The sequence below is a fragment of the Neglectibacter caecimuris genome (assembly GCF_034335015.1).
Taxonomy (GTDB): Bacteria; Bacillota; Clostridia; order Oscillospirales; family Acutalibacteraceae; genus Acutalibacter; species Acutalibacter caecimuris_A.
This window is the reverse complement of the sequence record NZ_JAWXXK010000002.1, coordinates 141,129-165,710: the sequence shown is the minus strand read 5'-3', so window position 1 is coordinate 165,710 and position 24,582 is coordinate 141,129. Positions and strand designations below refer to the sequence as shown.

Here is a 24,582-nt window from a genome sequence, read left to right as displayed (position 1 = left end):
TAGGATCATTTATGTAAAAAAGCTTCCCCGCGCGGCGATGGAGAAGCAAAAGCTCCCTGACTGAGTTTGCGATGCAAACTCGCCGACGAAATCGGACCCCGATTTCGTTTGCGCGCGAATCTTGCCGATAAGCTTTTGCATGGGTTACCTCTCTGTAGAAACCATTATTTATGGTATGACTAGTATAGCACAATACCGGTTCGATTTCCAGCTCCGGATCTTTCCGTGGAAAACATAGCGAAAATAAAAAGTTAGAAAACAAAAGAAAACCCTATGAAAGCAAGAGAAATCAGGAGATAGAGAAAAGCAAATTAAAAATCAGGGGAAAAGATGTTGACACCCGGAAAAGCCTGTGATATGATAGGAAAGCTCTCAAAAAGAGCGTTTGATATTTAGAAATCCCTCCGGGGGAGGTTGCCGGGCAGTGCTTGCGGCTGGGCCGCGCTCCCTCTTTTCGGAATGAGATGGAAAATTTGCTGGAGGTAAAAAGCTATGTCAACTACGATGCCTAAGGCCGGACAGGTCGAGCGCAGCTGGTATGTGATCGACGCCGCCGGAAAGCCCCTTGGCCGTGTGGCCGCTCAGGCCGCCGTGCTGCTCAGAGGCAAGCACAAGCCCACCTTTGCCCCCCATGTGGACTGCGGCGATCATGTGATCATTGTGAACTGCAAGGACGCCGTCCTCACCGGCGGCAAGCTGGAGAAGAAGTATTACTATCACCATACCGGGTATATCGGCCATCTGAAGGCTGTGCGGTATGACACGCTGATGCGCACCAAGCCCGAGCTCGCCATGCAGCTGGCGGTAAAGGGCATGATCCCGGCGAATTCTATTGGCCGGGACGAGCTGGGCCGTCTGCGGGTCTATGCCGGCGCCGAGCACAAGCATGCCGCGCAGAAGCCCGCCCAGTGGAATCTATAAAGAGGAGGACGTAAAGAATGTACGAGACTGCACCCTATTTTTACGGCACGGGACGGCGGAAAAGCTCCGTCGCCAGAGTCCGCCTGTATCAGGGGACCGGCAAGGTCACCATCAATGATCGGGATATCGACGATTATTTCGGCCTGGATACGCTGAAGTACATTGTACGTCAGCCTCTGGCCCTTACCGATACCGATGGCAAGTTTGATATCGTCTGCCGGGTGTCCGGCGGCGGCGTTACCGGCCAGGCCGGCGCCATCCGCCACGGCGTGGCCCGCGCTCTGCTTCAGTATGACAGCGAGAACCTTCGCGCGCAGCTGAAGAAGGCCGGCTTCCTCACCCGTGACCCCAGAATGAAGGAAAGAAAGAAGTACGGTCTGAAGGCCGCTCGTCGCGCGCCTCAGTTCTCCAAGAGATAAGTACCGTTGTCTCACGGCAGCACCTGCTTTTGCGGGTGCTGCTTTTTTGCAATTCTTTGAGGTTTTAACTCGGTAAGTCGAATTGTGTCGAAGAAATTTTGTTGACAGGCCATAGAGAGCAAAGTATCATTTTCAATAGGATTTGATATTAAAAGGTTAGGAGAATAATGCAGATGAAGAAAAAAGCAATAGTTTTATTCTTGACATTCATTATGGTTCTGTCAAGTACAGCAATAAGCGCCCGTGCATATATTTACTATGATCCGAAACACTGTATTAATGAAATGATAACGTTTATTCCACATAGTGGTTTTGGGGCAACAACTATTTCGCACATGAACGAAGCTCTTTATCAGTGGAATAAAGCAGTTGGAAAAAGCATTGTGAGTCGAAGCCCTACAGAACGACATTCTAAAACCGGGTATCCCAGCAAAGATGGAAAAAGCTTAATATACAGGGAAAAATTTCCTGAAAGTAAAAGGTACGCAGTTGCAGAAACCTCTACCTATACCAAATGGTTTTCTGATTTTAAGAAATCAGAAACTGTAAGTGAAAGTGATATAGGAATAAACATGTCACACAAATTTGCCAATTCCGGGATAGCGGGATATTATGATGTGTGGACAATCTTTTTACATGAATCAGGACATACAGTAGGATTAAAAGACGTTGATGATCCTAGTGTTGTAATGTATAAAGAGGCAGAAACTCAAATTTTAAGACGCACTTTACAGCCAGATGATATTCGAGGGGCTGTTTGTCTTTATCAGTATTATGCAGAGTAATTGAAATTTTGAGGTGAAAGAAATGGAAGGAAAAAAATACGAAGGAATTTTTTCAAAGCTTTTCGCGATCTTGCTTGTAGCGGTTCTTGCGTTTGCTATTTTGTATCTTCCGCCCCTTCTCCGCCGGGAAAAGACAGTGGTAGAGCAAAGCAGAACGGTGGCCGCTCTTTCTGTAGAGCAAATGGCCCTGGAGTCGGACCTGGTGGCCCGGGGAACGGCGGTGGAGTGCTCTTCTCCCTTTCTGGTACAGCCTCAGGACGGGCGGGACCCCAGCGTTTTTGTGGACTACACCTTTGCGGTGAAGCAGGTCTACCGCTGCGGTCGGGAGAAAGAGCCTCAGGAGCTCACGATTCGTGTGGAGGGCGGCACGTACCAGGATATTACCGTAAATACCTCCGGCAGCCCTTCCTTTGAGATCGGGAAAGAATATATCGTCTTTTTATACCGGGCTCCCAAAAACGGCGGATACGAAACCGAGGGCGAATATTATTATGTAACCGGCTTTGAACAGGGAGTTTTTCAGGAAACACCTGAAGAAAAGACGGATTTAAGCGCCGTGAAGGCGCAAAAAACAGATAAGGCCTCACGGTTTTCGGCTTTGGAAACAGCGGAAGCTTATTTTGTAAGCGAAAAGGCGCTGCAAAGGGAAGAAAACGGAAAAATCAAAGTGGAAGCCGCTGAAGAAATTCTGTCGGAGCAAGCGTTTTCAAAGGAGATCGCGGCATTTAATCAGGAATATCCGGAGGAGATCGACTACTACAAAAAAAGGCAGGAGGAAGCTTACCGAAGCAACCTGGAAACCGGAATGATCACGGAAGAAGAGTATGAGCAGTGGGCAGCGGAGCTGGAACAGGAAGACGGCCCTTATGCGGAAATCAGGCGATAAGGGATTTTTTTGTGAGAAGCCCTGGAGCCACCCACGCTTTACCGGTTTTTTCTGCGTGATGCTTCGGAAGCCGAAAAAGTAACAGGGCAATCTCTTTTTTAGAGATTGCCCTGAAATTGAGTTTTGTGTATATACACGATAGGTTTATACATAGATTTAGGAGAAAATCCAGGACGAACCAGTGGGGAATACAGATTTAGCGAATAAAAATGCAATATTTTTCCATTTTTCCGCTTTGAAACTTTTTTGTAACCTTTGATTTTTTTGCAGTTTGCACATGGGCTGGTTTCCATAATTAGGAAATATGAGGGCAAAAGGAGACAAAAAACCACGAAAAAAAGGATTATGTCAAGGAATGAGTCATGCAGATTTGTAAAAAGTGCACAAAACCAACTGGCTAAAAATTTTGACACATCGGTAGTTTTTTACTATACTAGCCCTTGTAAACCGCTTTTTTCAAGCGGCGAAAGGAGCATTTTATATGCACGGCAGACACAGTAGAAAAGCGCCCCGGCTTTTGATCCTCCGGGGAGTCATAGCGCTGGTTCTGGCGATCGTGTTCAGTGTATCCTCGTTTACGACTGTTATGGCAAATACGGTCTCCGCCAATGTGATCGACGGGGACAAATCTTATACGTTCAGCATGAACAGTACAAGCATGCCAAAGCTTCTCGCTCAGGCCCAGAAGCTGGGGCTGGAGCCCCTGGGTCCTCTGGATGTGTTTGAGCAGGTGGGGAACACCACCACGGTGAACATTCGCCGGGGCGTTTCCATGACAGTAAACGAAGGAAGCAAGAAAACGAACTTGATCGCGTATCAGGGCGATACCGTAGAAAAAACTCTGGCGGATAACAATATCCTCATTAAGGATACTGATGAAGTCACCCCTTCCCGGGAAACGATCGTGACCGCCGGCCTTTCCGTGGAGATCCGCAGGCTCTGCCAGGTCACGGTGATCGCCGATGGCGAAAGCAAAACCTATTCCCTGCTGGGCGGCACAGTGGCGGACGCTTTGAAGAAGGCGGGCGTTACCCTGAAGAACAAGGATTCCGCCAACTATGAGCTTACAGATCCCCTGTTTGATAAAATGAATCTCCGCGTCAGCCGCACGGTGAAGATCAAGATCTCCGCGGACGGGCGCACCAGTGAGTATGAGGTTTCTGCGGCCACAGTCCGGTCGGCCTTGCAGAAATGCGGCGTTACCATCTCTCAGGACGATAAGCTGAATGTAGACCGCAAGGCGCACCTGACCGATGGCATGCACATTGTTGTCACCCGCGTGACCACAGAAGAGGTCAAGGAGCTGGAAGAGGTGGATTATCCCACCCAGTATGTGACCTCCGATTCCATGTACGAGGACGAAACCGAGATCCGCACTCCTGGAGAAAAGGGAGAAAAGGAAGTTACCTATAAGCTCATCTATATTGCCGGTGAGCTGGACGGCAAGGAAGTCGTTTCTGAAGTGACCATCAAGGAGCCTGTACCGGAAGTCGTTGTAAAGGGCACAAAGAGCCGTGAAAGTTCTTCCGGGCCGGATCTCAGCGGGGGAAACGGCAGCGGTGTTTCTGCGGGGACCTTCGTAGATTCCAGCGGTAATACGGTGTCTTACTCTCAGAAGCTGGTGGGCGAATGCACCGCCTATTCTGTACCGGGCGGCACTACCTCCCTGGGCTGGAAAGCCGAGTACGGCATTATAGCGGTCAACCCTGAGATCATTCCCTACGGTACGAGAATGTATATCGTCTCTCCGGACGGCAGCATCGTATACGGGTACGGCATTGCCGGCGATACCGGCGGCGCGGCCATGGCAGGCGATATCATTGCCGACCTGTGCTATAACACCATTGAAGAGTGCAGCATTATCGGGCGGCGGGATATGGTGATTTACATTTTGTCATAACGAACCTGTAAAAAAAGCGGAGCCGCTGGGCCCCGCTTTTTTATTTTATGTGAGGGAACGAAGGCGCAGCGGCGAGCCGCCGCGGGCACTTGTGAAGCTGCTTAGTACAGGAAATCGGTTTCTGGCCCGACCAGAAGTTTTGTCATTGCTGAGCAAAAGCGAAGTTCACTTCGCTTTTTGCTCAGCAATGACAAAGGGAGCTATCTGCTAAATTGGAATTTAGCGGCGAGGCGCCGCGGCCACTCGTGAAGCTGCTTGGTGCGGGAAATCGGTTTCTGACCCGATCGCAAGCAAAGCGCTAAATTGGAATTTGGCAGTTTTATCCTATTCGACTGTAGGGGAGCGGCTTGCCGCTCCCGTCCTGAAATTAGCACTTAACCTGCGGGAGAGGGTGAAGATTGCCAGTGGTAATCGTTCTGAACCGACCGAAGCGAAGAGGAGACTAAGCCTCTCCCCTGCAACAAACTGTGTGCATGAAGCTATAATTCAGCGGCAAACCGCTCACTTTCCTCCTGTCATTGCTTTCATGGTGAAGAATCTCGCCCTTTGCCGTTTTTCAGGGAGTAAGGTCGAGATTCTTCGTCACTGTGTTCCTCAGAATGACAAAAAGGAGAACTTGACCTTTTCTAACGACTAACGGCTGACAATTAGTTCGCTTAACTATAATTTAGCGCTTTACTTCTGGTCGGATCGGAAGCCAAACTCCCGCACCGAGCAGGGACACGAGCGGCTGCGGCGCCTCGCCGTAAACTATAATTTAATGGTTACTCCTCCTTCCTTCCTGTCTCCATCTCCTTTACCGTTTTTTCCACGTACCTTCCCTTGTAATTCCAAAAGATTGCGGCTATAATACTGTCAAAGGTCTTTGGATTCCGTGGGATCCCTCTTTTTGTTTTCTGATTTTTCATTTCGGAGGAACGCCAAATGGATTATTTTTACGCGACCATGTGGTTTATTGTGGGCCTGGTCTTGATTTTTTCCATCTCTAAAGAAAATAAAGTCTTTTACATTGCGGGCGGCTTCTTCCTTCTTTTAGGCGGCTGGTGGCTGGCGAACGCTCTTTTACCGGAGCAGGATCTTTTTGCCGGTGGCTGGGGGGTCGCTTTGCGGTGCATTGCCGCTGTGGCGCTTGTGGTATTGACTGTTTTCTTTTTGCGGGAACGCCGGCGAAATATCCAAAGCGAGGAAGAGAAAGGCCCTTCCGGGGATAAAAAGTAAAAACAGCAAGGAAGCTTAAGGCGACATTGCACAAAGATTGTGCGCAAGAAGTTGTGCAAGCAAATCGTGTACAAAGGCCTTTGTGCGGTGTTGCCTGAAAGGAAAAGAGGAGTCGAATGGAAGCGATCAGTACGGTAGTCGGCAAGGTAGCGGTAATGCTCCTGCTGATTATAGTGGGCTATATCATTACGAAAAAAGGAATGCTTACGGAGAAGGGCGCGGCGGAGATCACTTCTCTGCTCATCAAGATCGTCACACCCTGCCTGATCATCAATTCCCTGATTAGCGCGGGAAAAGATTTAGAGTTGAACTCTCTGCTGCTGGCGGCGGTGGTTTCCGCGCTTTCCATGGGGATCGGTATCCTTGTCAGCCTGCTTTTTTTCAAAAAGGAACCGATGGAGCGAAGAAAGGTACTGCGCTTTTCCGTGATCTTCAGCAATGCCGGGTTTATGGGCCTGCCGCTGATCCAAGGCATTGTGGGAGACACCGGCGTGGTGTATGGCTCCTTCTTTGTGGTGGTTTTTAATCTGATCTGCTGGACCTATGGCTATGCCATGATGAGCGGAGGCGGGCTGAACCTGAAAACGGCTCTTTTGAACCCCGGGATCATCGGCCTTGCCGTTGGCCTGCCCGTTTACTTTCTGAGGCTGGAGCTTCCTGCGGTGATCCGAGAACCCATTGGGTTTCTTTCCGACCTGAACACGCCTTTGGCCATGCTGATCATCGGCAGCCATGTGGCAAGGGTAAACCTGAAATCTTTTTTAGCGGACAGAAGCGTTTATCTGATGGCCTTTTTGCGGCTGATTCTTTGTCCTGCGCTTTATCTTGCTCTTCTGCTTTTGATCCGTCCAGGGCAGGAACTTTTTGTCAGCAGTGTGATCCAGGCCAGCACTCCCGTGGCGGCCAATACGGTGCTTTTCGCGGTGGAATATCATCAGGATTCTCAGCTGGCCTCAAAAACCGTGGCGTTTACCACGATGCTTTCCATTCTCACCATTCCCGTTTTTACAATCTTGGCCCAGCTTGCTTGCGGGTTCTAGATTTTAAATATTAGATGCTAGATACTAGAGGAAGGGCAAGGGAGGCAAGGCGTTTTTCAGCAGGGCCGCATTCTTTTGCCTTTGATCGCAGGACGGTGTTTGCCATTGTCAAGTGAAACTATATAATATATATAGAAAAAGAGATCTCACTCTTTTCTGTCGGCGGCATAGTATAAAGAAGCGGCGGTCCGCGCGGGCCCTGCTTTTTATAGATCCCGTCCGGCTTGAAAAAGCCGGGCGGATTGCTTTTTCGCCCCATTTCACCTGATATCAATACAGCCGTCCGATACCTGAAAATTCAATGATTTGCGCCTAAAAAGGAGAGTCTCTTATGAGTAACCCCCAATCCCTAAAAATTTCCCCTTCTCTGCTGGCAGCGGATTTTTCCGCCCTGGGCCGGGAAGTAGAGCGGGTGTCTGCGGCGGACATGCTTCACATCGATGTGATGGACGGCAGGTTCGTTCCCAATCTTTCCATAGGCCCCCAGGTGGTGGCCGCCCTGCGGGACAGGACTCCTCTGTTTTTCGACGTCCATTTAATGCTGGAGCACCCCCTCCCTTACATTGAAGCCTTCCGCCGGGCCGGGGCGGACAGCATTACCTTTCATATAGAATGCGGGGACGATCCCGCCGCCGTGCTTGCGGCCATTCGGGAAAGCGGCGCAAAGCCCGGCATCGCCCTGAGCCCCGCTACGCCGCCCCAGGCCTTGGAGGCTTTCGGAGCAGAGCTGTATCTGATCACCGTAATGACGGTGGAGCCTGGCTTCGGCGGACAAAAGCTCATAGAGCCCTGTCTGGAAAAGCTTTCCCCGCTGAAAAAGGCTTTTCCCTCTGTGCTGCTGGAGGTAGACGGCGGCGTCAACGAAGAGACCGCCCTCCTCTGCCGCCGGGCCGGAGCCAATATTCTGGTAGCCGGTACCGCCGTTTTCCGCGCGGAAAATCCGGCGGCGGCCATAGAAAAGCTGAGAGGATAGGCGCTTATAAGGAGCAATTAGTAATGAGCAATGAAGGGTAAGGGCCAAGCGTTGCAGCCAATGCGGTAAATTATAGTTTAGTACCCTTAGGCTCCACTTACGCGAGTAAGGGGAGCTGTCACGGCTGCGCCGTGACGGAGGGGATTAGAACTGGCGGCCTTATCTCACTTTCTGCGTGTGACTATCCCTTCCACTGCCGTTCGGCGGTCCCCGCAGACTGCGAAGCAGTCTGCTTCCCCTCTATAAATAAGGGGAGGCAAAGGGCGGTTAAATTCCAATTTAGCTGCTTACTAACGGTCGGGTCAGTGATTAACTTCCCGCACCAAGCAGCTCACGAGTGCCTGCAGCGGCCCAAACGTTGTAACCGACGCTGCAAATTCCAATTTATCGAATTCTGTCTTTCCCCTTAATTGCTCCTTTTCCCTCTGACAACTTACACAGTGCAAGCCAGGAATCCTCACCAACCTCTCCTGCCGGGCATAAAATGGCAGTGACCGGGAAAAGAGGTGCTGCCCTTGAGATTGAAGCATCCCGCACAGCCCCTTGTGTTTTGTTTTTCGGGGGTTTCCGCACTGTGCGGCGCGGTCGTGCGGCTGTATGGCGCTGTACCGGACGCACCGGCGTCCCTTTGCGTATATGGGGGCCGGTACTATTTAGCGGTATATGCCGGATTGCGGGAAAGGCGGCAGGTGATCCTTGCCGCCGAAGAATTCGGCGTGTACCTGGGCCCGGCCTGCGTTTTGTACGCCTTTTACGCGGAGCATGGCCGGGAACTGAGTCAAAACGCCGTAGCTGAGCTGGGCGCCGCTCTGTATCGGGGCGGAGGGTGAAAAAAGCCCCGGAGGTACTCCGGGGCTTTTTAGATGCTGGACACTAGATGCTAGATGCTGGACGGTGGCGGCTTTGCTGATGCAAAGCATTGAAAGAGCAGAGGCGCATATCAATGAGCAATGAGCAGTTAGCAATTAGCAATTAAAGGCAAGGGCAATAAATTATAGTTTAGCGAACTAGTCGTTAGCTGTTAGTTTGTTAGTCGTTAGAGAAGAGCAAGTTCCCTCCTTTGTCATTCTGAGCCGCAGGCGAAGAATCTCGCCCTTAATTCCCTGAATAAAAGGGCAAAGAACGAGATTCTTCGTCAAGAAAGCTATAACTTTCTATGCTCCTCAGAATGACATGAGGAAAATAGGCGGGTCACCGTCGGTCGGGTCAGAAACCGATTTTCCCTATCAAGCAGCTTCGCGAGTGCCCGCAGCGCAGCTGCAAATTCCAATTTATTGAACAGTTCCCCACTGTCATTCTGAGGAACAAAGTGACGAAAAATCTCGCCCTTAATTCCCTTAAAGAGGCAAAGGACGAGATCCTTCACCGAGAAAGCAAGGTTTCCTTGCTTTCTGTTCAGTAATGACAATTTGGAGGTTTTTCCCTTTTCTAACAACCAACTACTTACTTACGGCTAACAACTAACATGGTAAATTCCAATTTATCGAACAGTTCCCCACTGCCATTCTGAGGAACAAAGTGACGAAGAATCTCGTCCTTAATTCCAGGGCAAAAGGACAAAGGCCGCGAAGGATGACAGAAAGAAGGTGCCTGTCCTTTCTAACAACGAACTGCTCACGGCTGATAACTACTATGCCAAATTCCAGTTTATCACCTTACTTATGGTCGGGCCAGAAGCTATTCTCCCGCACCATGCAGCATCACAAGTGCCTGCAGCGCCTGTGCCCCTGCCCTTCATTACTCATTTCTTGTTCCTAATTGCTCCTATGCCCTTTTCAGTCTCTGCCATTTTGCGCAGAAGGCTTTTGTCTCTTTATAATAATGGAAAGGCCGAAAGAGTCCGTGGGCGGAGAAAGAGAAGGAATTACCGTTTTTTGTCTTTATCAGGATCTTTGGGGCTTGAAGCCCCGGGTTCAAGCCTCAAAAAAGAGCTGATTTTACGTCCTTTTGAAAAAATCATATTCTATTTTAGTGGAATCCTTTTAAAAATAGCGGTCAAATTTGCTAAAATTGGGCTGTTATGGTAAGTAAAAACATGGAAGATTCTCTAAGAAAAACGAAAAAATAAAAGAAGAACTTTCTTAGAAATGGCGGAATCATGCGGTTTTTCGTCATTTTTACCGGATTTCAAAAGATTATGTAAATTCGGTAAAAAAGTTGAAAAAAAGGCTTGCATTTTTCAGAGTCAAAGGTTATGATATAGGTATCTTCCACTCATGGGGAAATCATGCCCTGTGAGAATCTAAAATTTAAGAGGGTTGAAATCATGAACAAAAGCAAGTTCCTGAAGAAATCACTTGCGATGGTTCTGGCAGTTATGCTGGTCGTCGCAATGATTCCGCTCGGTGCTTCTGCTAACTCCCTGTTTGTAAACGACGGTACGGTCGTTTCTGTGGAGGCAACAGTAGGCACTCTGGAAATGGGCACGGGTAAGTCCTTTACGGATACCCTGACCTATGACGCAGCCGGAAATGAGACGCTGAACGTCAAGCTGACTGGCAGCCTCACCAACGTGGTTGCGATCATCACTGACGAGAACGGCGAAGATGGCGACGAGGCGGTTGCCGCCGGCGGCGCGATCACTGTTCCCGTTACCGCGAAGAAGGTTGTTTTCTTCGCTGCCGATGACGCTTATGTCGGAGGCGACGAGGCTGGCAAGACCAGCGCTACCTACACGGTAACCATGAACAAGCCCGCTCCCAGCACCGATGTTTCCGTAAAGTCCGCCAAGCTGGGCGGCGATGAAGGAATCGATGGCGTTGTGGACAACGGTGCCAAGACCATCACCTTTACAGTACCGTGGGGCTATAACGTTGCTGGCGACAATGGCGCGGTCACCGCTGAGCTGAACAATCCCAAGACTGGCGTTGTTCCTTCCGCTACTGTTTCCACGATCGGCGAGAATGTTTCTCTGCCCATCACCTCTCAGTATGGCAACACCGATACTTACACCGTTATCACCAAGGAAATGACTTGTTTGACTGCTCTGTCCGTGGGCGGCGTTAGCGCTGTTCTGGACGACGACGAGGATTCCCCCACCTATGGCGAGTACAGCGTGACCCTGCCTGAGGGCACTGACCTTGACGAAGAGCAGGTCGTAAAGTACACTGTTCCTTCCACCGCTACTCTGCGCGCCACAAGCGCTATGTGGGGCGGCACTGAGTTGGTTGGTACCAACGGCAAGGTCACCATCACTGATGGCGCCAAGGTCGCTCTGGTATTTACCTCTTCTGCTTCCACCACCAAGACCTATCAGGTCACTGTAAGCGTAAAGAAGAGCAACGATGCTTCTATTACCGGCTTTGTGGCCGCTACTACTGTAAACAAAGGCGCTGTATATTATGATCAGGAAGGCACTGTAACCGGCGATAAGCTGACTGTACTTCTGCCCTACAAGGCTGATCTGGATGCTACCAAGGTAAAGTTCACCGTGGCCGAGGGTGCTACCATCACGGTTGGCGGCCTTGCTTTCACTAACGATGGCAGCCAGACCATCGATCTGACCGCTCCCAAGGTGGTCGAGGTTACTGCTGTTGATGGCGTTACCAAGAAGTATTATGAGATTTCCGCTACCACTGCGGAGAATCCCTATGGCAACCCCGCCATTACCGCTGCTAAGCTGACCATTGGCGAAGATGAGTACACCGGCACAATTTCCGGTCAGACCATTACCTTCGCGAATCTGCCTTATTCCACTGAGAATAGTGTTGTAAAGGTTTCCGGCAATTACAGCTGGGCTAAGTCCTTTGCTACTCAGATCGTGGATGGAAATCCTGTTTGGGCTGAGGATCCCTTCACTGGCACCAACACACTGGCGATTCACTCTGATGCTGGCGATATGGTTACCTACACTCTGAAGTACACCAAGGCCGCTGCCAAGACCGGTAAGACGGTTTCCAACTACACTGTGTCCACAGCTGCCAAGGGCGAGAACGTAGCCGCTGACAATACCTGGAATGTGACCTTCTCCGGTACCAAGGCTACTGTGACCCTGCCCTATTCCTTCGAGGCCAACAAGGCTACCATCGATTTGATTTCCAGCTTCACCCTGTCCGATGGCGCAAAGCTGTACTTCAACGATGCTGCTACTACGACCAACCTGAACACCACTCCTGTAGAGAGCGGCTATTATGCGGAAGACGATGCCGATCATCCCGATGATCCCAAGAACACCGTTAAGGTAGATAAGCTGGCCTCTATTGTGGTTGCCGATGAGGCTGCCGCGGTTGCTCTGAGCAAGGAAGGCGGCGCTGTTGTGATCGCCGATATGCCCAAGGCGGCTGCTTATAAGGGCCATGTCTCCATCTACACTGTAGAAGTGAAGTATGCCCCTGCCAAGACCGGCCATTCGCTCCGCAGCCTGACTGCTGACGACGGCAAGGTGACCTCCAAGATCTCCGGCACCACCGTTGAGATCACTGTTCCCTACTCCTACGTTCAGAACGGTACCGCTTTCTTCGCGGATTACACCGCTGACGAGCTGGCGAAGGTAGAGGCTGGTTCCACCGTGATCCCCGCCCTCTCTTCTGTTGAGGACAAGACGATCGATGCCACTGGTAAGCTGAAGGTCGTTATGAATGGTGAAACTCCTGAGATCCAGGTTTACAATGGCAGCTACTCTGCCTTCAGCACCATCACTGTGACCAACGAAGCCAACACCGCGAGCACCCCCTATGCCGTAACCGTTAAGGTTGCCGATGCTAAGACCGGTGCTGATGTTGTTGAGCTGACCGCCAACAAGACAAAGGCCGTGATCGATACCAATAAGAAGACCGCTACTGTGCGTCTGCCTTACAATACCGATCTGACCAATGTTGTGATCGATTACAAGGTTTCCGACCTGGCTACTGCTGTAGTTAACCCGGTTGTCACTCCTGATGAAGAGGGTGCCATGCACTATGATGCCACTCAGCCCATCACGATCACTGTTACCTCTGAGAACGGCGCTACCGTTAAGGTTTACACCGTTAACGTGACCGCTGCTGAGCAGTTCTCCGATGTGCCTGCTACTGGCCGCTACTACAGCGAGTATGTTTACCAGGCCGCCGCTGCCGGTATTGTCAACGGCTATACCGATGGCACCTTCAAGCCCGGCAACAAGATCCTGCGCAAGGACTTCGCTGTTATGGTAGCCAACATGCTGGGTGCGGATGTTTCCAGCTACACCAAGTCTCCGTTCTCCGATGTTGCCAATGATTATGCAACCAAGTACATTGCGTACTGCGCTGACAAGGGCATCATCTCCGGTACCGGCAACGGTAAGTTCAGCCCCAACGCTTATATCACCCGCGAAGACGCCGCCTGCATCGTGGCCCGCGCTCTGAAGCTGCCCACTACTTCTACTGACAGCTTCAAGGATGCCGCCAAGGTTTCCAACTATGCGAAGGCTTCTGTGGCTGCCTGCAAGGCTGCTGGCATTTTCACCGGCGATGAGAAGGGCAACTTCAATCCGAAGGCCAACATCATTCGCGCTGACGCTGCGATCATTATGGTTAAATCCTTGAATAAGTAAGGTTTCAACTCTACTTAATTTTAAGATACCCCATAAAACAGAGAGGGCGGAGAAATCCGTCCTCTTTGTTTTGCTGAAAAGGGCATGAAAGCTTTCTATGGGCTTTCATGCCCTCTCGCAATTTCAAAATGAGTTTTTTCTTCTACCTGTTGTCTCATTTCTGAAAAAAGCCCGTTTCTTGGCAGAACTGTTCGTTTTTCGTCCACACAAAGGAATCCGCAAAGTTTATTCATGACTTTTCAAAGCAAGTGTGCTATAATGGACAAAAATAGCTTGGTTTAATAAGAGCGACAAGGCGGCGAACCGCCGCGGGTACTTGTGAAGTGGTTGGTACAGGAGGAGGCTTCCTGACCTTTCAATAAGCAGATAAATTATAGCGTTAGTGCCCTTAGGCTCCCCTTTCGGCAAGGGGAGCAGTCATGCGTAGCATGACTGAGGGGATTGAGTCCAACGCCTCTGTCTTACTTTCTGCGGAGCCCGATCCCTTCCACCATGCAAAGCATGGTCCCCCTCCCCTTATAAATAAGGGGAGGCAAAAGGCAGCAAACTTCAATTTATTTGCTTAGTTGTTGTCGGGCCGGAAATTGTTCGTTTGCATCAAGCGGCTTCACGAGTAGGAGCGGTGCTTCACTGCCAAATTCCAATTAATTTACTATCCTTCCTCCAGCGACCTCCGTGGTTATGCTAGATACTCTTTTGTACCAAGCAGAGAAACGAACTGCCTGCGGTACGCCGCTAAATTTCAAATTATTGCTTGGCTGTTGTCGGGCTGAAAGCTGCCCGTTTGCACTAAGCAGCTTCACGAGTGGCTGCGGCGCCTCGCCGTTGAAGCCTGTTTGTGGTCGGGCCGGAAGCTGCCCGTTTGCACCGAGCAGCTTCATGAGTGACCATTCCTTTCAAAAATGACAGTAATTCCTTCCAACCAAAAAAAGGGTGGTGATCCTGTGAAGAAAAGAATAGTGATTCTTGGAGCGTCCTTATGGCTCTGCCTGTTTCTTTCCGGCTGCTCCCTTGCCTCCTTTGACACCAAGAATCTGATGGCGCCGCCCAAGGCTAATCAGGATCAACAGGCGATCCAGGCGCTGCTGCAAGGGAACCGCCTGGACATCACTTTGGTTTATCCGCAAAGCGGGGAATATCGTTCCGCAATTATCATGCACGATTTTACCGGGGACGGCGAAGAAGACGCCATCGGTTTTTACTCCACCGAAAACACCGGCGCTGGCGGAGTGGAGGTTCAGTTTCTGAGCAAGACGGAAGAAGGCTGGGAATCCACCGCGGTTTTTCAAAACACGGCTCTTCAGGTAGACCGTGTCTGTTTCGGCACGCTTTCTCAAAGCGGACGCAGCTTGATTTTAATTGGCTGGGGCAGCACTACAGGAAGCACGGGCCGCACCGCGGCGGTGAACGCCTATGTCTACAGCCTGGGCGGAGAGATCACGGAATATTCATTGGGTCCCTATGCGGAAATGACCCTGACCGATTTCGACCGGGACGGGGTGAATGAGGTTTTTACGGTGGACAAGTTTCTGCCTGCCGAAGTGGAAGGAGACGAACCTACTCCCGCCAAGGCCAGGGTTTTTACCTGGAGCCAGGGCGCTATGCGGGAGGCGTACAGTGTCGACGCGGATAATTCCATTTCCAGCTATTCGGCTGCGGTATTTGGGAAGCTGACGCCCTCCCTTTCCGGTGTGGCGCTGGACGGGGTCAAGGCGGACGGAAGTATGACGACCCAAATTTTTTATACAGAGGGGAACACCCTAAAAAATGCTCCGGAGGGGGTAAATACCGAGGAGTATGGCAACCCCTTTCAGCGCCCTTCCACGGCCTCCTTTCCTTCCAGAGATCTGGACGGAGACGGCCTTTTGGAGCTTCCCGTGGTATCGCTGCTGCCTGGCCTGCCGGAAACCTTGTCTCCCGACTCTACGTGCTATCAGGTAAATTGGTGCCATTTTCAAAAGAACGATCTTACTCTGACACTCCGGGCCATGATGAACCCCGCGGAGAACTACTGGTTCCGTCTGCCTTATTATCTGAACGGGAAGATCACCTCCGCAAACGATGCGGAGCGGCGTGTGGTGACCTATTCTGAAATTATAGAAACCTCAAAAAAAGGGGAATATCTATTGGGAGAGCCGCTGTTTTCCATTCGGGTTTTTACCAGATCCTCCTGGGAAAGCCGGGGGACCAGCAGCGGATATGAGCAGCTGCTGGCACAAAACGACTCCGTTTATGGGATCCAAACCCTCACAAGAGATGAAACTATGCTGCGATATATTCAGCAGATCAAGCGAGACTTTAAACTGCTCAGCGAATGATGCGAGAAATCCGGAGAAAGGGGCATCAAGTATGAAAAAGATCCTGGTAGTAGAGGACGAACAGAACATTCGGGAATTTGTGGTCATCAACCTGGAGCGGGCGGGCTATCAAACCGTGGAGGCTGAAAACGGCGAGCAGGCGCTGAAGCTGTACCAGGAGGCCGAAGGAGACTTTGACATGGCAGTGCTGGATATCATGATGCCCGGCGCTTACGACGGACTGGCCGTGTGCAAGGAGCTGCGCAAATCAAACAGTTCTATCGGCATTATCCTTTTAAGCGCCCGTACCCAGGAGATGGATAAGGTAAGCGGCCTGATGATGGGCGCCGACGACTACGTGACAAAGCCCTTCTCCCCCTCCGAGCTGGTGGCCAGGGTAGACGCGGTATACCGCCGGGTGGCCCTTGCCGCCCAAAACAGAGAAACAAGCCTGCGGGACGAGCTGCAATCCGGAGAATTTACCCTGAACCTGCGGAACCGTTCCCTGCACAAGGGCGAAAAGCCCATCGAGCTGACCCAAGTGGAATTTCAGATCATGGAGTATTTCTTTTCCAACCCCGGTATTGCCCTGCCCAGAGGCGATATTCTGAAGCATGTCTGGGGGCCGAGCTATGTGGGAGAGGAAAAGATCGTAGACGTCAATATCCGCCGCCTGCGCATGAAGGTAGAGGACCAGCCCTCCGCCCCCGCCCACATCGTCACCGTTTGGGGGCTTGGATATCGCTGGGAGGTTTAGTTGTTAGTCGTTAGCGGTTGGTTGTTAGAGAAGGGCAGCGGCGAGCCGCCGCAGGCACTTGTGAAGCTGCTTGGTGCGGGAAATCAGTTTCCGGCCCGACCGCAAACAAGTGGGTAAATTGGGGTTTAGGGATTACTCGCTTGCTTCCCTCTGTCATCCTGAGCAAAAGCAAAGCAAGCTTTGCTGCCGTGAAGGATCTCGTCCTTTGCCCTTTTGCCCTGGAAGTAAGGGCGAGATTCTTCGTCACTTCGTTCCTCAGAATGACAGTGGGAAACTAACTGCTAAATTGGGAATTGGCGGCGAGCCGCCGCAGGCACTTGTGAAGCTGCTTGGTGCGGGAAATCAGTTTCCGGCCCGACCGCAAGTAAAGCGATAAATTGAAATTTATCTGTCCTTAGCCTTCCCTTGCTTGCAGAGGGGAAACAGACTGCTTCGCGGTCTGTAGGGACCATCGCACGATGGTGGAAGGGATAGTCACACGCAGGAAGTGTCATAGAGTCGATAGTTTCTTATCCCCTCAGTCAGCCTATCGGCTGACAGCTCCCCTTGTAAACAAGGGGAGCCTACGGGCACTGCTAATCTATCATTTACCGGACGGTGCAAGCAGCGTTTGTATTTTGCCTTTCATAATTTCTCATTCCTCATTGCCCTTACGTCCTACTCCAGTATCCAGCATCTAACATCTAGAAAAGGAGGTTACTCCGTGGAAAAACGCAAAAAAAGCATTTCCCGGCGGTGGTTTGTAAATACTGTCGGCGTAACGCTTGTCATTTTAACAGTTTCCATTCTTTCCCTTGCCATCACGGTGCAAACCTCTACCTACAGCGGCATCGAGCAGGCGCTTACCGGCCGTGTGGACGAGCTTTTGAACTGGCTTTCCGCTGACGCCGGCACCTACAAAACCACCTCGGAGTTTACTGCCATTGCCAGAGATTATATTGAGCATTTCCCCGATCGAAACGAGATGGAGATCATGGCCTTAAACCGGGTGGGCAGTGTGTTTACCACTTCCACCGGCTTTGAGCCGGATCAGCGCCAGAGAATGCCGGATTATGAAACCGCTCTTTTAAGCCCGGATAATTCCGGAAAATGGGTGGGAGAGCTGAATACCGGGGAAAGGGTGATGGCCATCACCAGGGTCATTCGGGACAGCGGCGGCGGGCTGACCGGCTCTGTCCGGTATCTGGTGTCTCTGGAAAAGGCCGATGAGCAGATCGGCCGGGCGATCCTTACGCTGATCGCGGCAGGTGCCTTTATCATGCTGCTTATCACCTTTTCCGGCGTTTACTTTATTCGCTCCATTTTAGTGCCTGTCCGCCAGGTCAGCGCCGGGGCAAAACAGGTGGCCGGCGGAAATTTCGATGTTCGAATTCAAAAGGCCCGGGACGACGAGTTGGGCCAGCTCTGCGATTCCATCAACGATATGGCCGGAGAGCTCGCCGCCACGGAGCAGATGAAGAACGATTTTATTTCCTCGGTGTCTCATGAGCTTCGCACGCCGCTGACGGCCATCAAGGGCTGGGCGGAGACCCTGCAGGAGGGGGCAAGCCCCCAAACCACAGAAAAGGGCGTGGGCGTCATCATTCGGGAATCAGAGCGGCTTTCCGGACTGGTGGAGGAGCTGCTGGACTTTTCCCGGCTGCAAAGCGGCAGAATGCGCCTGCTGGTGTCCCGGCTGGATATTCTGGCGGAATTGGACGAAGCGGTGTACCTGTTCACGGAACGGGCTCGCACCGAACAAAAGCTGTTGGATTATCAGGAAAACACAGTGCTCTCCCCGGTGTATGGCGATATCGACCGGCTGCGGCAGGTTTTTGTCAATATTATCGATAACGCCTTGAAATATACGGATTCCGGCGGAACCATTACCGTATCCTCCGCCGAGGAAGAGGGAATGATCCGGGTAAAAATTCAGGATACGGGCTGCGGTATTCCGGAGGAGCACCTGCCCAATGTGAAGAAAAAGTTCTATAAGGCAAATCAGCTGGTGCGGGGTTCCGGAATCGGGCTGGCGGTGGCAGACGAGATCGTTGCCATGCACGGCGGCACCCTCACCGTGGAAAGCGAAGTGGGCAAGGGTACGGCAGTGAACATCAGCCTGCCTACCTGTGAACGATTGGAAGGCCACCCGGAGCTTGTGGAAACGCCGGAGATCCGAAAATTACTTCAGGAAAGGAACCAGAAAGAGCATGAGTAAAAAAATCACGTCCATTGGCGGACAGGCCCTGATGGAGGGCATTATGATGGTGGGTCCCCACAGCACGGTGGCCGCCTTTTGCAGCGAAAAGGGGGAGATCTCCACAGAGGAGATCGAATGCCCCCGCTTGACACAGAAATACCCCTTGCTGGGGAAGCCTTTCATTCGGGGCATCTTCGCCCTGATCGATTCCTTTCGCCTGGGCTATAAGGCCCTGTCCCTTTCCGCTGATAAAATTACCGAGGACGTGGGCGAGGAAGAGCTTTCCGGGCTGGATAAATGGCTGGACGAGCACCTGGGAGAAAAAATGACAGGGATCATCATGGGCGTTGCCTCCGTGCTGGGGGTCGGCCTGGCGATCCTGCTTTTCTTCCTGCTGCCCACCGTGCTGTTCAATTTGCTGCAGGGCGCGGTTCCCGGAGATATCTCCGGGTGGAGGTCCCTGTTTGAAGGGGGGCTGCGCATCGCCATTTTTGTGGGATATATTTTGCTGGTTTCCCTGCTGCCGGATATCAAGCGCACCTTCCAGTATCATGGAGCGGAGCATAAAACCATTTTCTGCTATGAAAACGATTTGCCCCTTACGGTGGAAAACGTGAGAAAGCAGGGCAGGTTCCACCCCCGCTGCGGCACCAGCTTTCTCATTCTCATGCTGCTGCTGGGCGTGGTAGTGGGGTTCTTTATCCCCTTTACAAATCCCATTCTGCGCACCCTTACAAAGCTTTTGTGCATTCCGGTGATCATGAACATCGGTTATGAGATCCAGAAATTTTCCGCCCGCCACCCGGACAGCTTTCTGCGGTTTTTGATTGCCCCCGGCCTGTGGATGCAACGCATCACCGTAAAGGAGCCGGACGATAAGATGATCGAGGCCGCCATTGCCGCCATGGAAGCGGTGATCCCCGAAAACGGTGAGGATCTGATCTCATGACCTACCGGGAGCTGTACCTGAAGGCAAAAAGCGTTTTTTCAGCCCGGGACATTGATTCCCCCGGGGAGGACAGCCTGGCCCTTGTAAAGGCCTTTTTCGGATTGGACCGCTCCGCCCTTGCCCTGCGGGGGCAGGAATGCCCCGCCCCGGAGCGGGAAAGGGACTTTCTAAAGGCTGTGGAAGAACGGGCGGCCCGTCGCCCCCTGCAATATATTCTGGGAGAATGGGAATTTATGGGGCTTTCCCTGAGGGTGGGCGAAGGCGTGCTGGTTCCCCGGGAGGATACCGCCGTTTTAGCGGAGACCCTGGCAGAGCGCCTGCAGGGCGTGCCTGAGCCCGTAGGCGTGGATCTCTGCGCCGGCTCCGGCGCGGTGGCCCTGGGCCTTTGTACCCTGCTTCCCCACGCGAAACTGACCTGTCTGGAGCTTTCCGAACAGGCTTTTTCTTATCTGGAGCAAAATCTGGCCGCCTATCCGCAGTATAAAATTTGTGCAAAAGTAGGAGATGTGCTCCGCAAGGAGACCGCGGAGAGCTTCCCTCCCCAAAGCCTGGATTTCATTGCCTCCAACCCCCCTTATATCCCATCAAAGGAGCTTTCCATTTTGCAGCCGGAGGTACAAAGGGAACCGGCGATGGCCCTGGACGGCGGAGAGGACGGCCTGGTGTTTTACCGGGCCCTTTGCGCCCTGTGGCTCCCCCGCCTAAAGCCCGGCGGCGTTCTCGCCGTGGAGATCGGGGAAGACCAGGGAAAAGCGGTTTCCGCCCTCTTTGCCTCCCACGGCCTGACAAAGATAGAGCTCCGGCAGGACTGGGCCGGCCTGGACCGCTGCGTAGCGGGGGAAGCGGGATAGATAGAATGAGGAATGAGAAAGGGCAAGGACAGAGGTCGCTAAATTATAATTTGGCAGGCTGATGAATAGCAGTAAACTCCTTGCCTTTCCTGAATAGAGGAAACAGACTGCTCCGCAGTCTGCGGGGACCGCCGATAGGGTGAGCGTGTTGGAAAGCTTTTTCGACACGCTCTTTTATCTCATGCGCCGGGGGCCCATGCCCGGTTCTCCGCTGGTGCTGGGAAGCAGGTTGTAATTAAACCTTGGCCGATCCCCCGGCATATAGAAATAGACAAATTTTACCGAGAAAATATCGCACACAATGAAATTGTTGGCGGCCTCATCGTACAGGGTGACAAAGCTTCTTCCCACAAAATAAAGCATTCCCTGCTTCCGAATGATCTCCTCTGTGCCGATGAGAAATTCCACCACCACATATTGACCTACATTGTCGGCAAGAATGGCCTGCATGGAGCCCCGCATTTCTTCGCTGTCAAAGCTGGGCTGCGGCGGGTGATAAAAGTTATCCAGCTGGCTGCCGCCGTTTTCCATCTCCTGAAAATCCTTTCGGTTCCGCAGTCTCCTCATTCCGGGGGAACGATCCCAGGTATTGTTTTCACTCATGGTAAATTGACCTCCTTATGTGTCCGCATAGGCGGCGGTGGGATTATAAAAGCAATGGTCTCCAATGCGAATGACGAACTCCCCTACAGCAGAGGGAAATTGCTCCCGGCAGGTGGGCTTAAAGGGATTAAAGTACCAAAGGGCAAAGCCCAGGTTGGTAAGCCGGTTTCCCGCAATGGCCCAATCGGCAATATGATACTGCACTTCGGTAGGGCGCATATTGTATACGTTCTGCATATTGTACTGCCCGCCGATGGTCTCCATAACGCAGGTAAACTGCCTGGGCTGGTAGATCACCTCGTTTACTGTATAAAGGCTTCCATATTCCCCATAATCTACCTGGACCCGGTTCATGACGACGCAGGCCACCGCCTTCATACCGGTATCTCCTTCACCGCCTGCCTCGCACTCTAAAATACGGGCTAAAAGCTCCCGATCAGAAAACGCCATACCATTCCTCCCCTCCCAGCGCCCTTTTCCATTGGTATGAGCGTAAGGCGTAAAAAATACCCCCTGTTATTTCTGAGGGAAAGGAACTCTCCCCGCCCTTTCCAGCAGCTAAACCGTTCACAACTAACAACGAAAAAGCGGAGAGGCCTTTTTCCTCTCCGCTTTTTTCCGGCTGTTACGGTTCTTCGGAAGTGACGGTCCGCTGCTCCAGGTCGATCACAAATTTCGCCTGGGTTTGTGTCACCTGATCCCATTGGTTTTCATCGCAGAACCAAAGGACAAGCTTTTTTGTCCCTGCTGGAACACTGTCAAAAATCAGGGTGGCCGTCTGGGCTGCCTGCGCGTTGGAGCGGTAGCCTTTGTCATAGGTTTCGCCGTGCTCCATCAAAATCTCTTCGCCGTCCTCGGTAAAGAGATAGGGGAATCCCAGATCCCCGTCTTCCGGAACAGTGGGGTGGCGCAAGCCCCAGAAGGGCTTCTCAATCTGAATCTCCGTCCGGGCGGGGGTGGTGGTCACACTCAGAAGCTTTGCCCCGTTCATTTCCGCATGAGAGTCAAAGGAAGTAAAATGCGTCCTGTCGGGGGTAAGCGTGAAGGTTCCCCGGAATTCTCCCGGGATCTCTTCCTTTTCGTATCCGGCCGAAGTCTCTTCCCCGTGCCCGGAGAGACGTCCCACCAGATCCCGCAGGAAAAGGGAGATTTCATAATGCTCCGCTTCCCTTTGGCCTTCCGGCACCGGCAGGATCATGGTGGCCACCCACAGGCCTTCCTCCGCGGGCTGAAATCCATTCAGCTTTCCGCCTTCCCTGACCGTCTCTCCATTGATTCGGGCTTCACAGGTGCCCCCCATTTGCCGTGCCTCCACCCACTGATATCGGCCGCTTTGTTCCTCGGGAAGCTTCAATACCAGGCTGAGCTGCACGGTATTGCTGTCTCCATAAGCCTGCTTTACGGTTATTTCCGTGCGGGGCTCCGTGCTCTCCAGCTTTAGTCCGATTTCCTCCGCCAGCCCATAGGTTCCCAGGTTGGCGGAGCCTCCCACCTTTCCGGGGGCGTTGACCGTTTGGAAAATTCTCCCCAGCACCGGGATCTGGCTTGCCAGGGCGGGATTGGTAAAGCCGAAGGTCAAAAACGCCGCCACCATGGCCACAAAGCTTCCCAAGGCTGTTCCCGCGCGGCGCAGCACCCTTTTCCGATGGAGCTTTCCCACCTGGCGCAGGCTTTCGTTTACCCTGTCTTCCAGACAGGACGGAATGGCGATCCGGAATGTTTCCTTTTGCTCTAACATACCTTCTCCTCCTTCAGTTCAAGTCTCAGCCGTTCTCTTGCCCGGCTCAGCCGGACAGCTACCGTGCCCTCCGGCACCTCCAGTTGATTGGCGATTTCTCGGTTGCTCAAGCCATCGAAGTATCGAAGCTTCAGAAGCTGCTGCATAGGCTCCGGAAGATGGCCCAGGGCATCGTACAGATCCATGCGCTCCTCCGGCGGCAGCCCCTCCGGGGCGGAAAGCTCTTCCAGCTCGTCCCACTCTGCGGCAGGTCTCCGCTTTTTCATCAGATCCTGGGCTGAATTGATCACGATGCGCATCAGCCATGTTTTGAAATGTTCCGGCTTCCGCAGGGTCTTTCTATGGGTATAGGCCTTCAAAATTCCCTCCTGCAAAGCGTCCAGAGCATCCTCCTCGTTTCGGGTATAAAGAAACGCCATGCGATACAGAGACTCCTGCTCCCGCCGGATCAATTCCCCGAACGCTCCCGGATCGCCCCGCATCGCCTTTTTGACCAAGGCAAGCTCCGGCTTCTTCTTCACGGTATCCACTCCTTTCACTACATTAGACTCTTTTTCCGCCCGGAATCTTACAGAAAACACAAAAAAATTCCCGGCAGAAAATTTCCGCCGGGAATTTTTACTTTTTGCGGATTATCGATTCAGGTATTCCTCCATAAAATGCACGGCCACAGCGCCGTCCGCCGCGGCTGTGATCACCTGGCGCAGAGGCTTTTCCCGCAGGTCGCCTACGGCGTACACGCCCGGCAGGCTGGTGCGGGTAGTCTCATCGGCCTTCACGTAGCCCGCCTCGCTGAGCTCCAGCTGGTCCTGAAACAGGCCGGTCTCCGGCAGATAACCCACCGCCACAAACAGGCCGTCGCAGAGAAGCTCCTGCTCCTCCCCGGAAACGGTATGCTTTACCCGCAGGCCGGTCAGCGTGTCCTGATACAGCAGAGCTTCTACCCGGCTGTTCCAGATAAGCTCTACATTTTCCGCCTGCTCCAGAGGGGCGAGATAGGCCTTCTGCGCCCGCAGGGTATCCCGCCGGTGGATCAGATACACCTTTTCACAAATGCGGGAAAGGTAAAGGGCATCGGCGGCGGCGGTATTTCCGCCGCCGACCACCGCCGCGATTTTCCCCCGGTAGAACATGCCGTCGCAGGTGGCGCAGTAGGAAACGCCCCTGCCCCGCAACTCCCGTTCCCCGGGAAGCCCCAGCTCTCTGGGCCTGGCTCCGGTTGCCAAAACCACCGTGCGGGCAAAAAATGTTTCCTTTTTGGTTTTGATCTCTTTGATCTCCCCGGTAAGCTCTGCTTCCACCACCTCGGCAAGCTTTGTCTGCACGCCGAAGCGCTCCGCGCTTTCCTTCATTTTCACGGCAAGGTCAAAGCCATGGATCCCTTCCGGAAAACCGGGATAATTGTCGATCACATCGGTGGTGGCCATCTGCCCGCCGGGAGCAAGCTTTTCCAGCAGCAGCACGGAAAAATTGGCCCGGGCCGCGTACAGCGCGGCGGTATAGCCGGCTGGACCGCCGCCCAGGATCACGGTGTCAAAAATCGTCTGCTCCATG

The 24,582-nt window shown here is 52.5% G+C and carries 23 protein-coding genes; 16 read left to right on the top strand and 7 right to left on the bottom strand.

Features of this window, described 5'->3' with window-relative positions:
• Positions 1-9 precede the first annotated feature (9 nt).
• Positions 10-141 carry a hypothetical protein gene (locus tag U8T64_RS02835; RefSeq protein WP_322180757.1) on the bottom strand — a complete coding sequence of 44 codons (132 nt, stop codon included), beginning with the start codon at positions 139-141 and terminating at the stop codon, positions 10-12.
• Between the two features lie 351 nt (positions 142-492).
• Here U8T64_RS02835 and rplM point away from each other — a divergent pair, with 351 nt between their 5' ends.
• From rplM to U8T64_RS02780, 11 genes are all read left to right on the top strand, one after another.
• Entirely contained in the window at positions 493-921 is a 429-nt protein-coding gene (gene rplM, locus U8T64_RS02830; RefSeq protein WP_322180755.1) for a 50S ribosomal protein L13, read from the top strand.
• Positions 922-938: 17 nt separating this feature from the next.
• Complete coding sequence (gene rpsI / locus U8T64_RS02825; protein WP_322180753.1) at positions 939-1,340, top strand: 30S ribosomal protein S9; 402 nt, start codon at positions 939-941, stop codon at positions 1,338-1,340.
• 167 nt (positions 1,341-1,507) lie between these two features.
• Positions 1,508-2,125, top strand: a complete 618-nt coding sequence (locus U8T64_RS02820) for a matrixin family metalloprotease (protein ID WP_322180751.1) — start codon at positions 1,508-1,510, stop codon at positions 2,123-2,125.
• Between the two features lie 22 nt (positions 2,126-2,147).
• The gene (locus tag U8T64_RS02815) at positions 2,148-3,011 is read left to right on the top strand and encodes a hypothetical protein (RefSeq protein WP_322180750.1); all 864 of its coding nucleotides are present in this window, start codon (positions 2,148-2,150) and stop codon (positions 3,009-3,011) included.
• A 481-nt stretch (positions 3,012-3,492) separates the two neighbouring features.
• On the top strand, positions 3,493-4,911 hold the full coding sequence (locus tag U8T64_RS02810; protein WP_322180748.1) for a resuscitation-promoting factor: 1,419 nt from the start codon (positions 3,493-3,495) through the stop codon (positions 4,909-4,911).
• A gap of 924 nt (positions 4,912-5,835) precedes the next feature.
• On the top strand, positions 5,836-6,129 hold the full coding sequence (locus U8T64_RS02805) for a hypothetical protein (protein WP_322180745.1): 294 nt from the start codon (positions 5,836-5,838) through the stop codon (positions 6,127-6,129).
• Positions 6,130-6,245: 116 nt separating this feature from the next.
• Positions 6,246-7,169, top strand: a complete 924-nt coding sequence (locus tag U8T64_RS02800) for an AEC family transporter (protein ID WP_322180743.1) — start codon at positions 6,246-6,248, stop codon at positions 7,167-7,169.
• Between the two features lie 331 nt (positions 7,170-7,500).
• Positions 7,501-8,142, top strand: a complete 642-nt coding sequence (rpe, locus tag U8T64_RS02795; RefSeq protein ID WP_322180741.1) for a ribulose-phosphate 3-epimerase — start codon at positions 7,501-7,503, stop codon at positions 8,140-8,142.
• 515 nt (positions 8,143-8,657) lie between these two features.
• On the top strand, positions 8,658-8,972 hold the full coding sequence (locus U8T64_RS02790; protein ID WP_322180739.1) for a hypothetical protein: 315 nt from the start codon (positions 8,658-8,660) through the stop codon (positions 8,970-8,972).
• 756 nt (positions 8,973-9,728) lie between these two features.
• Positions 9,729-10,169: a hypothetical protein gene (locus U8T64_RS02785; RefSeq protein ID WP_322180737.1), complete on the top strand. Its 441-nt coding sequence runs from the start codon at positions 9,729-9,731 to the stop codon at positions 10,167-10,169.
• Between the two features lie 239 nt (positions 10,170-10,408).
• Positions 10,409-13,654 carry an S-layer homology domain-containing protein gene (locus tag U8T64_RS02780; RefSeq protein ID WP_322180735.1) on the top strand — a complete coding sequence of 1,082 codons (3,246 nt, stop codon included), beginning with the start codon at positions 10,409-10,411 and terminating at the stop codon, positions 13,652-13,654.
• A 644-nt stretch (positions 13,655-14,298) separates the two neighbouring features.
• On the opposite strand, the gene U8T64_RS02775 is transcribed toward U8T64_RS02780, so the two are convergent.
• Positions 14,299-14,535: a hypothetical protein gene (locus U8T64_RS02775; RefSeq protein ID WP_322180733.1), complete on the bottom strand. Its 237-nt coding sequence runs from the start codon at positions 14,533-14,535 to the stop codon at positions 14,299-14,301.
• Positions 14,536-14,598: 63 nt separating this feature from the next.
• Between U8T64_RS02775 and U8T64_RS02770 the strand changes: the two genes are divergently transcribed.
• The 5 genes from U8T64_RS02770 to prmC all read left to right on the top strand — a co-directional run bounded on the left by U8T64_RS02770 (position 14,599) and on the right by prmC (position 20,687).
• Positions 14,599-15,972, top strand: coding sequence for a hypothetical protein (locus U8T64_RS02770; RefSeq protein WP_322180731.1), 1,374 nt, complete (start codon positions 14,599-14,601; stop codon positions 15,970-15,972).
• A gap of 31 nt (positions 15,973-16,003) precedes the next feature.
• Complete coding sequence (locus U8T64_RS02765) at positions 16,004-16,708, top strand: response regulator transcription factor (RefSeq protein WP_322180729.1); 705 nt, start codon at positions 16,004-16,006, stop codon at positions 16,706-16,708.
• Between the two features lie 703 nt (positions 16,709-17,411).
• A complete protein-coding gene (locus tag U8T64_RS02760) occupies positions 17,412-18,905 on the top strand; it encodes a sensor histidine kinase (RefSeq protein WP_322180727.1) in 1,494 nt (497 codons plus the stop codon).
• On the top strand, positions 18,898-19,836 hold the full coding sequence (locus U8T64_RS02755; protein WP_322180725.1) for a DUF1385 domain-containing protein: 939 nt from the start codon (positions 18,898-18,900) through the stop codon (positions 19,834-19,836). The genes U8T64_RS02760 and U8T64_RS02755 overlap by 8 nt, the downstream gene beginning before the upstream one ends.
• On the top strand, positions 19,833-20,687 hold the full coding sequence (gene prmC, locus U8T64_RS02750) for a peptide chain release factor N(5)-glutamine methyltransferase (RefSeq protein WP_322180723.1): 855 nt from the start codon (positions 19,833-19,835) through the stop codon (positions 20,685-20,687). The genes U8T64_RS02755 and prmC overlap by 4 nt, the downstream gene beginning before the upstream one ends.
• Positions 20,688-20,861: 174 nt before the next feature.
• Here prmC and U8T64_RS02745 read toward each other — a convergent pair whose 3' ends face one another.
• The 5 genes from U8T64_RS02745 to trxB all read right to left on the bottom strand — a co-directional run bounded on the left by U8T64_RS02745 (position 20,862) and on the right by trxB (position 24,581).
• Positions 20,862-21,290, bottom strand: coding sequence for a hypothetical protein (locus U8T64_RS02745; RefSeq protein WP_322180721.1), 429 nt, complete (start codon positions 21,288-21,290; stop codon positions 20,862-20,864).
• Between the two features lie 15 nt (positions 21,291-21,305).
• Entirely contained in the window at positions 21,306-21,740 is a 435-nt protein-coding gene (locus U8T64_RS02740; RefSeq protein WP_322180719.1) for a cell wall hydrolase, read from the bottom strand.
• A 175-nt stretch (positions 21,741-21,915) separates the two neighbouring features.
• Positions 21,916-23,028 carry a DUF4179 domain-containing protein gene (locus U8T64_RS02735; protein WP_322180717.1) on the bottom strand — a complete coding sequence of 371 codons (1,113 nt, stop codon included), beginning with the start codon at positions 23,026-23,028 and terminating at the stop codon, positions 21,916-21,918.
• Complete coding sequence (locus U8T64_RS02730; protein WP_322180715.1) at positions 23,022-23,549, bottom strand: sigma-70 family RNA polymerase sigma factor; 528 nt, start codon at positions 23,547-23,549, stop codon at positions 23,022-23,024. Before U8T64_RS02730 ends, U8T64_RS02735 begins: the two co-directional genes overlap by 7 nt.
• A gap of 111 nt (positions 23,550-23,660) precedes the next feature.
• Positions 23,661-24,581 (bottom strand): thioredoxin-disulfide reductase, encoded by a 921-nt coding sequence (trxB, locus tag U8T64_RS02725; protein WP_322180713.1) that lies wholly within the window; start codon positions 24,579-24,581, stop codon positions 23,661-23,663.
• Between the last annotated feature and the right edge of the window lies 1 nt (position 24,582).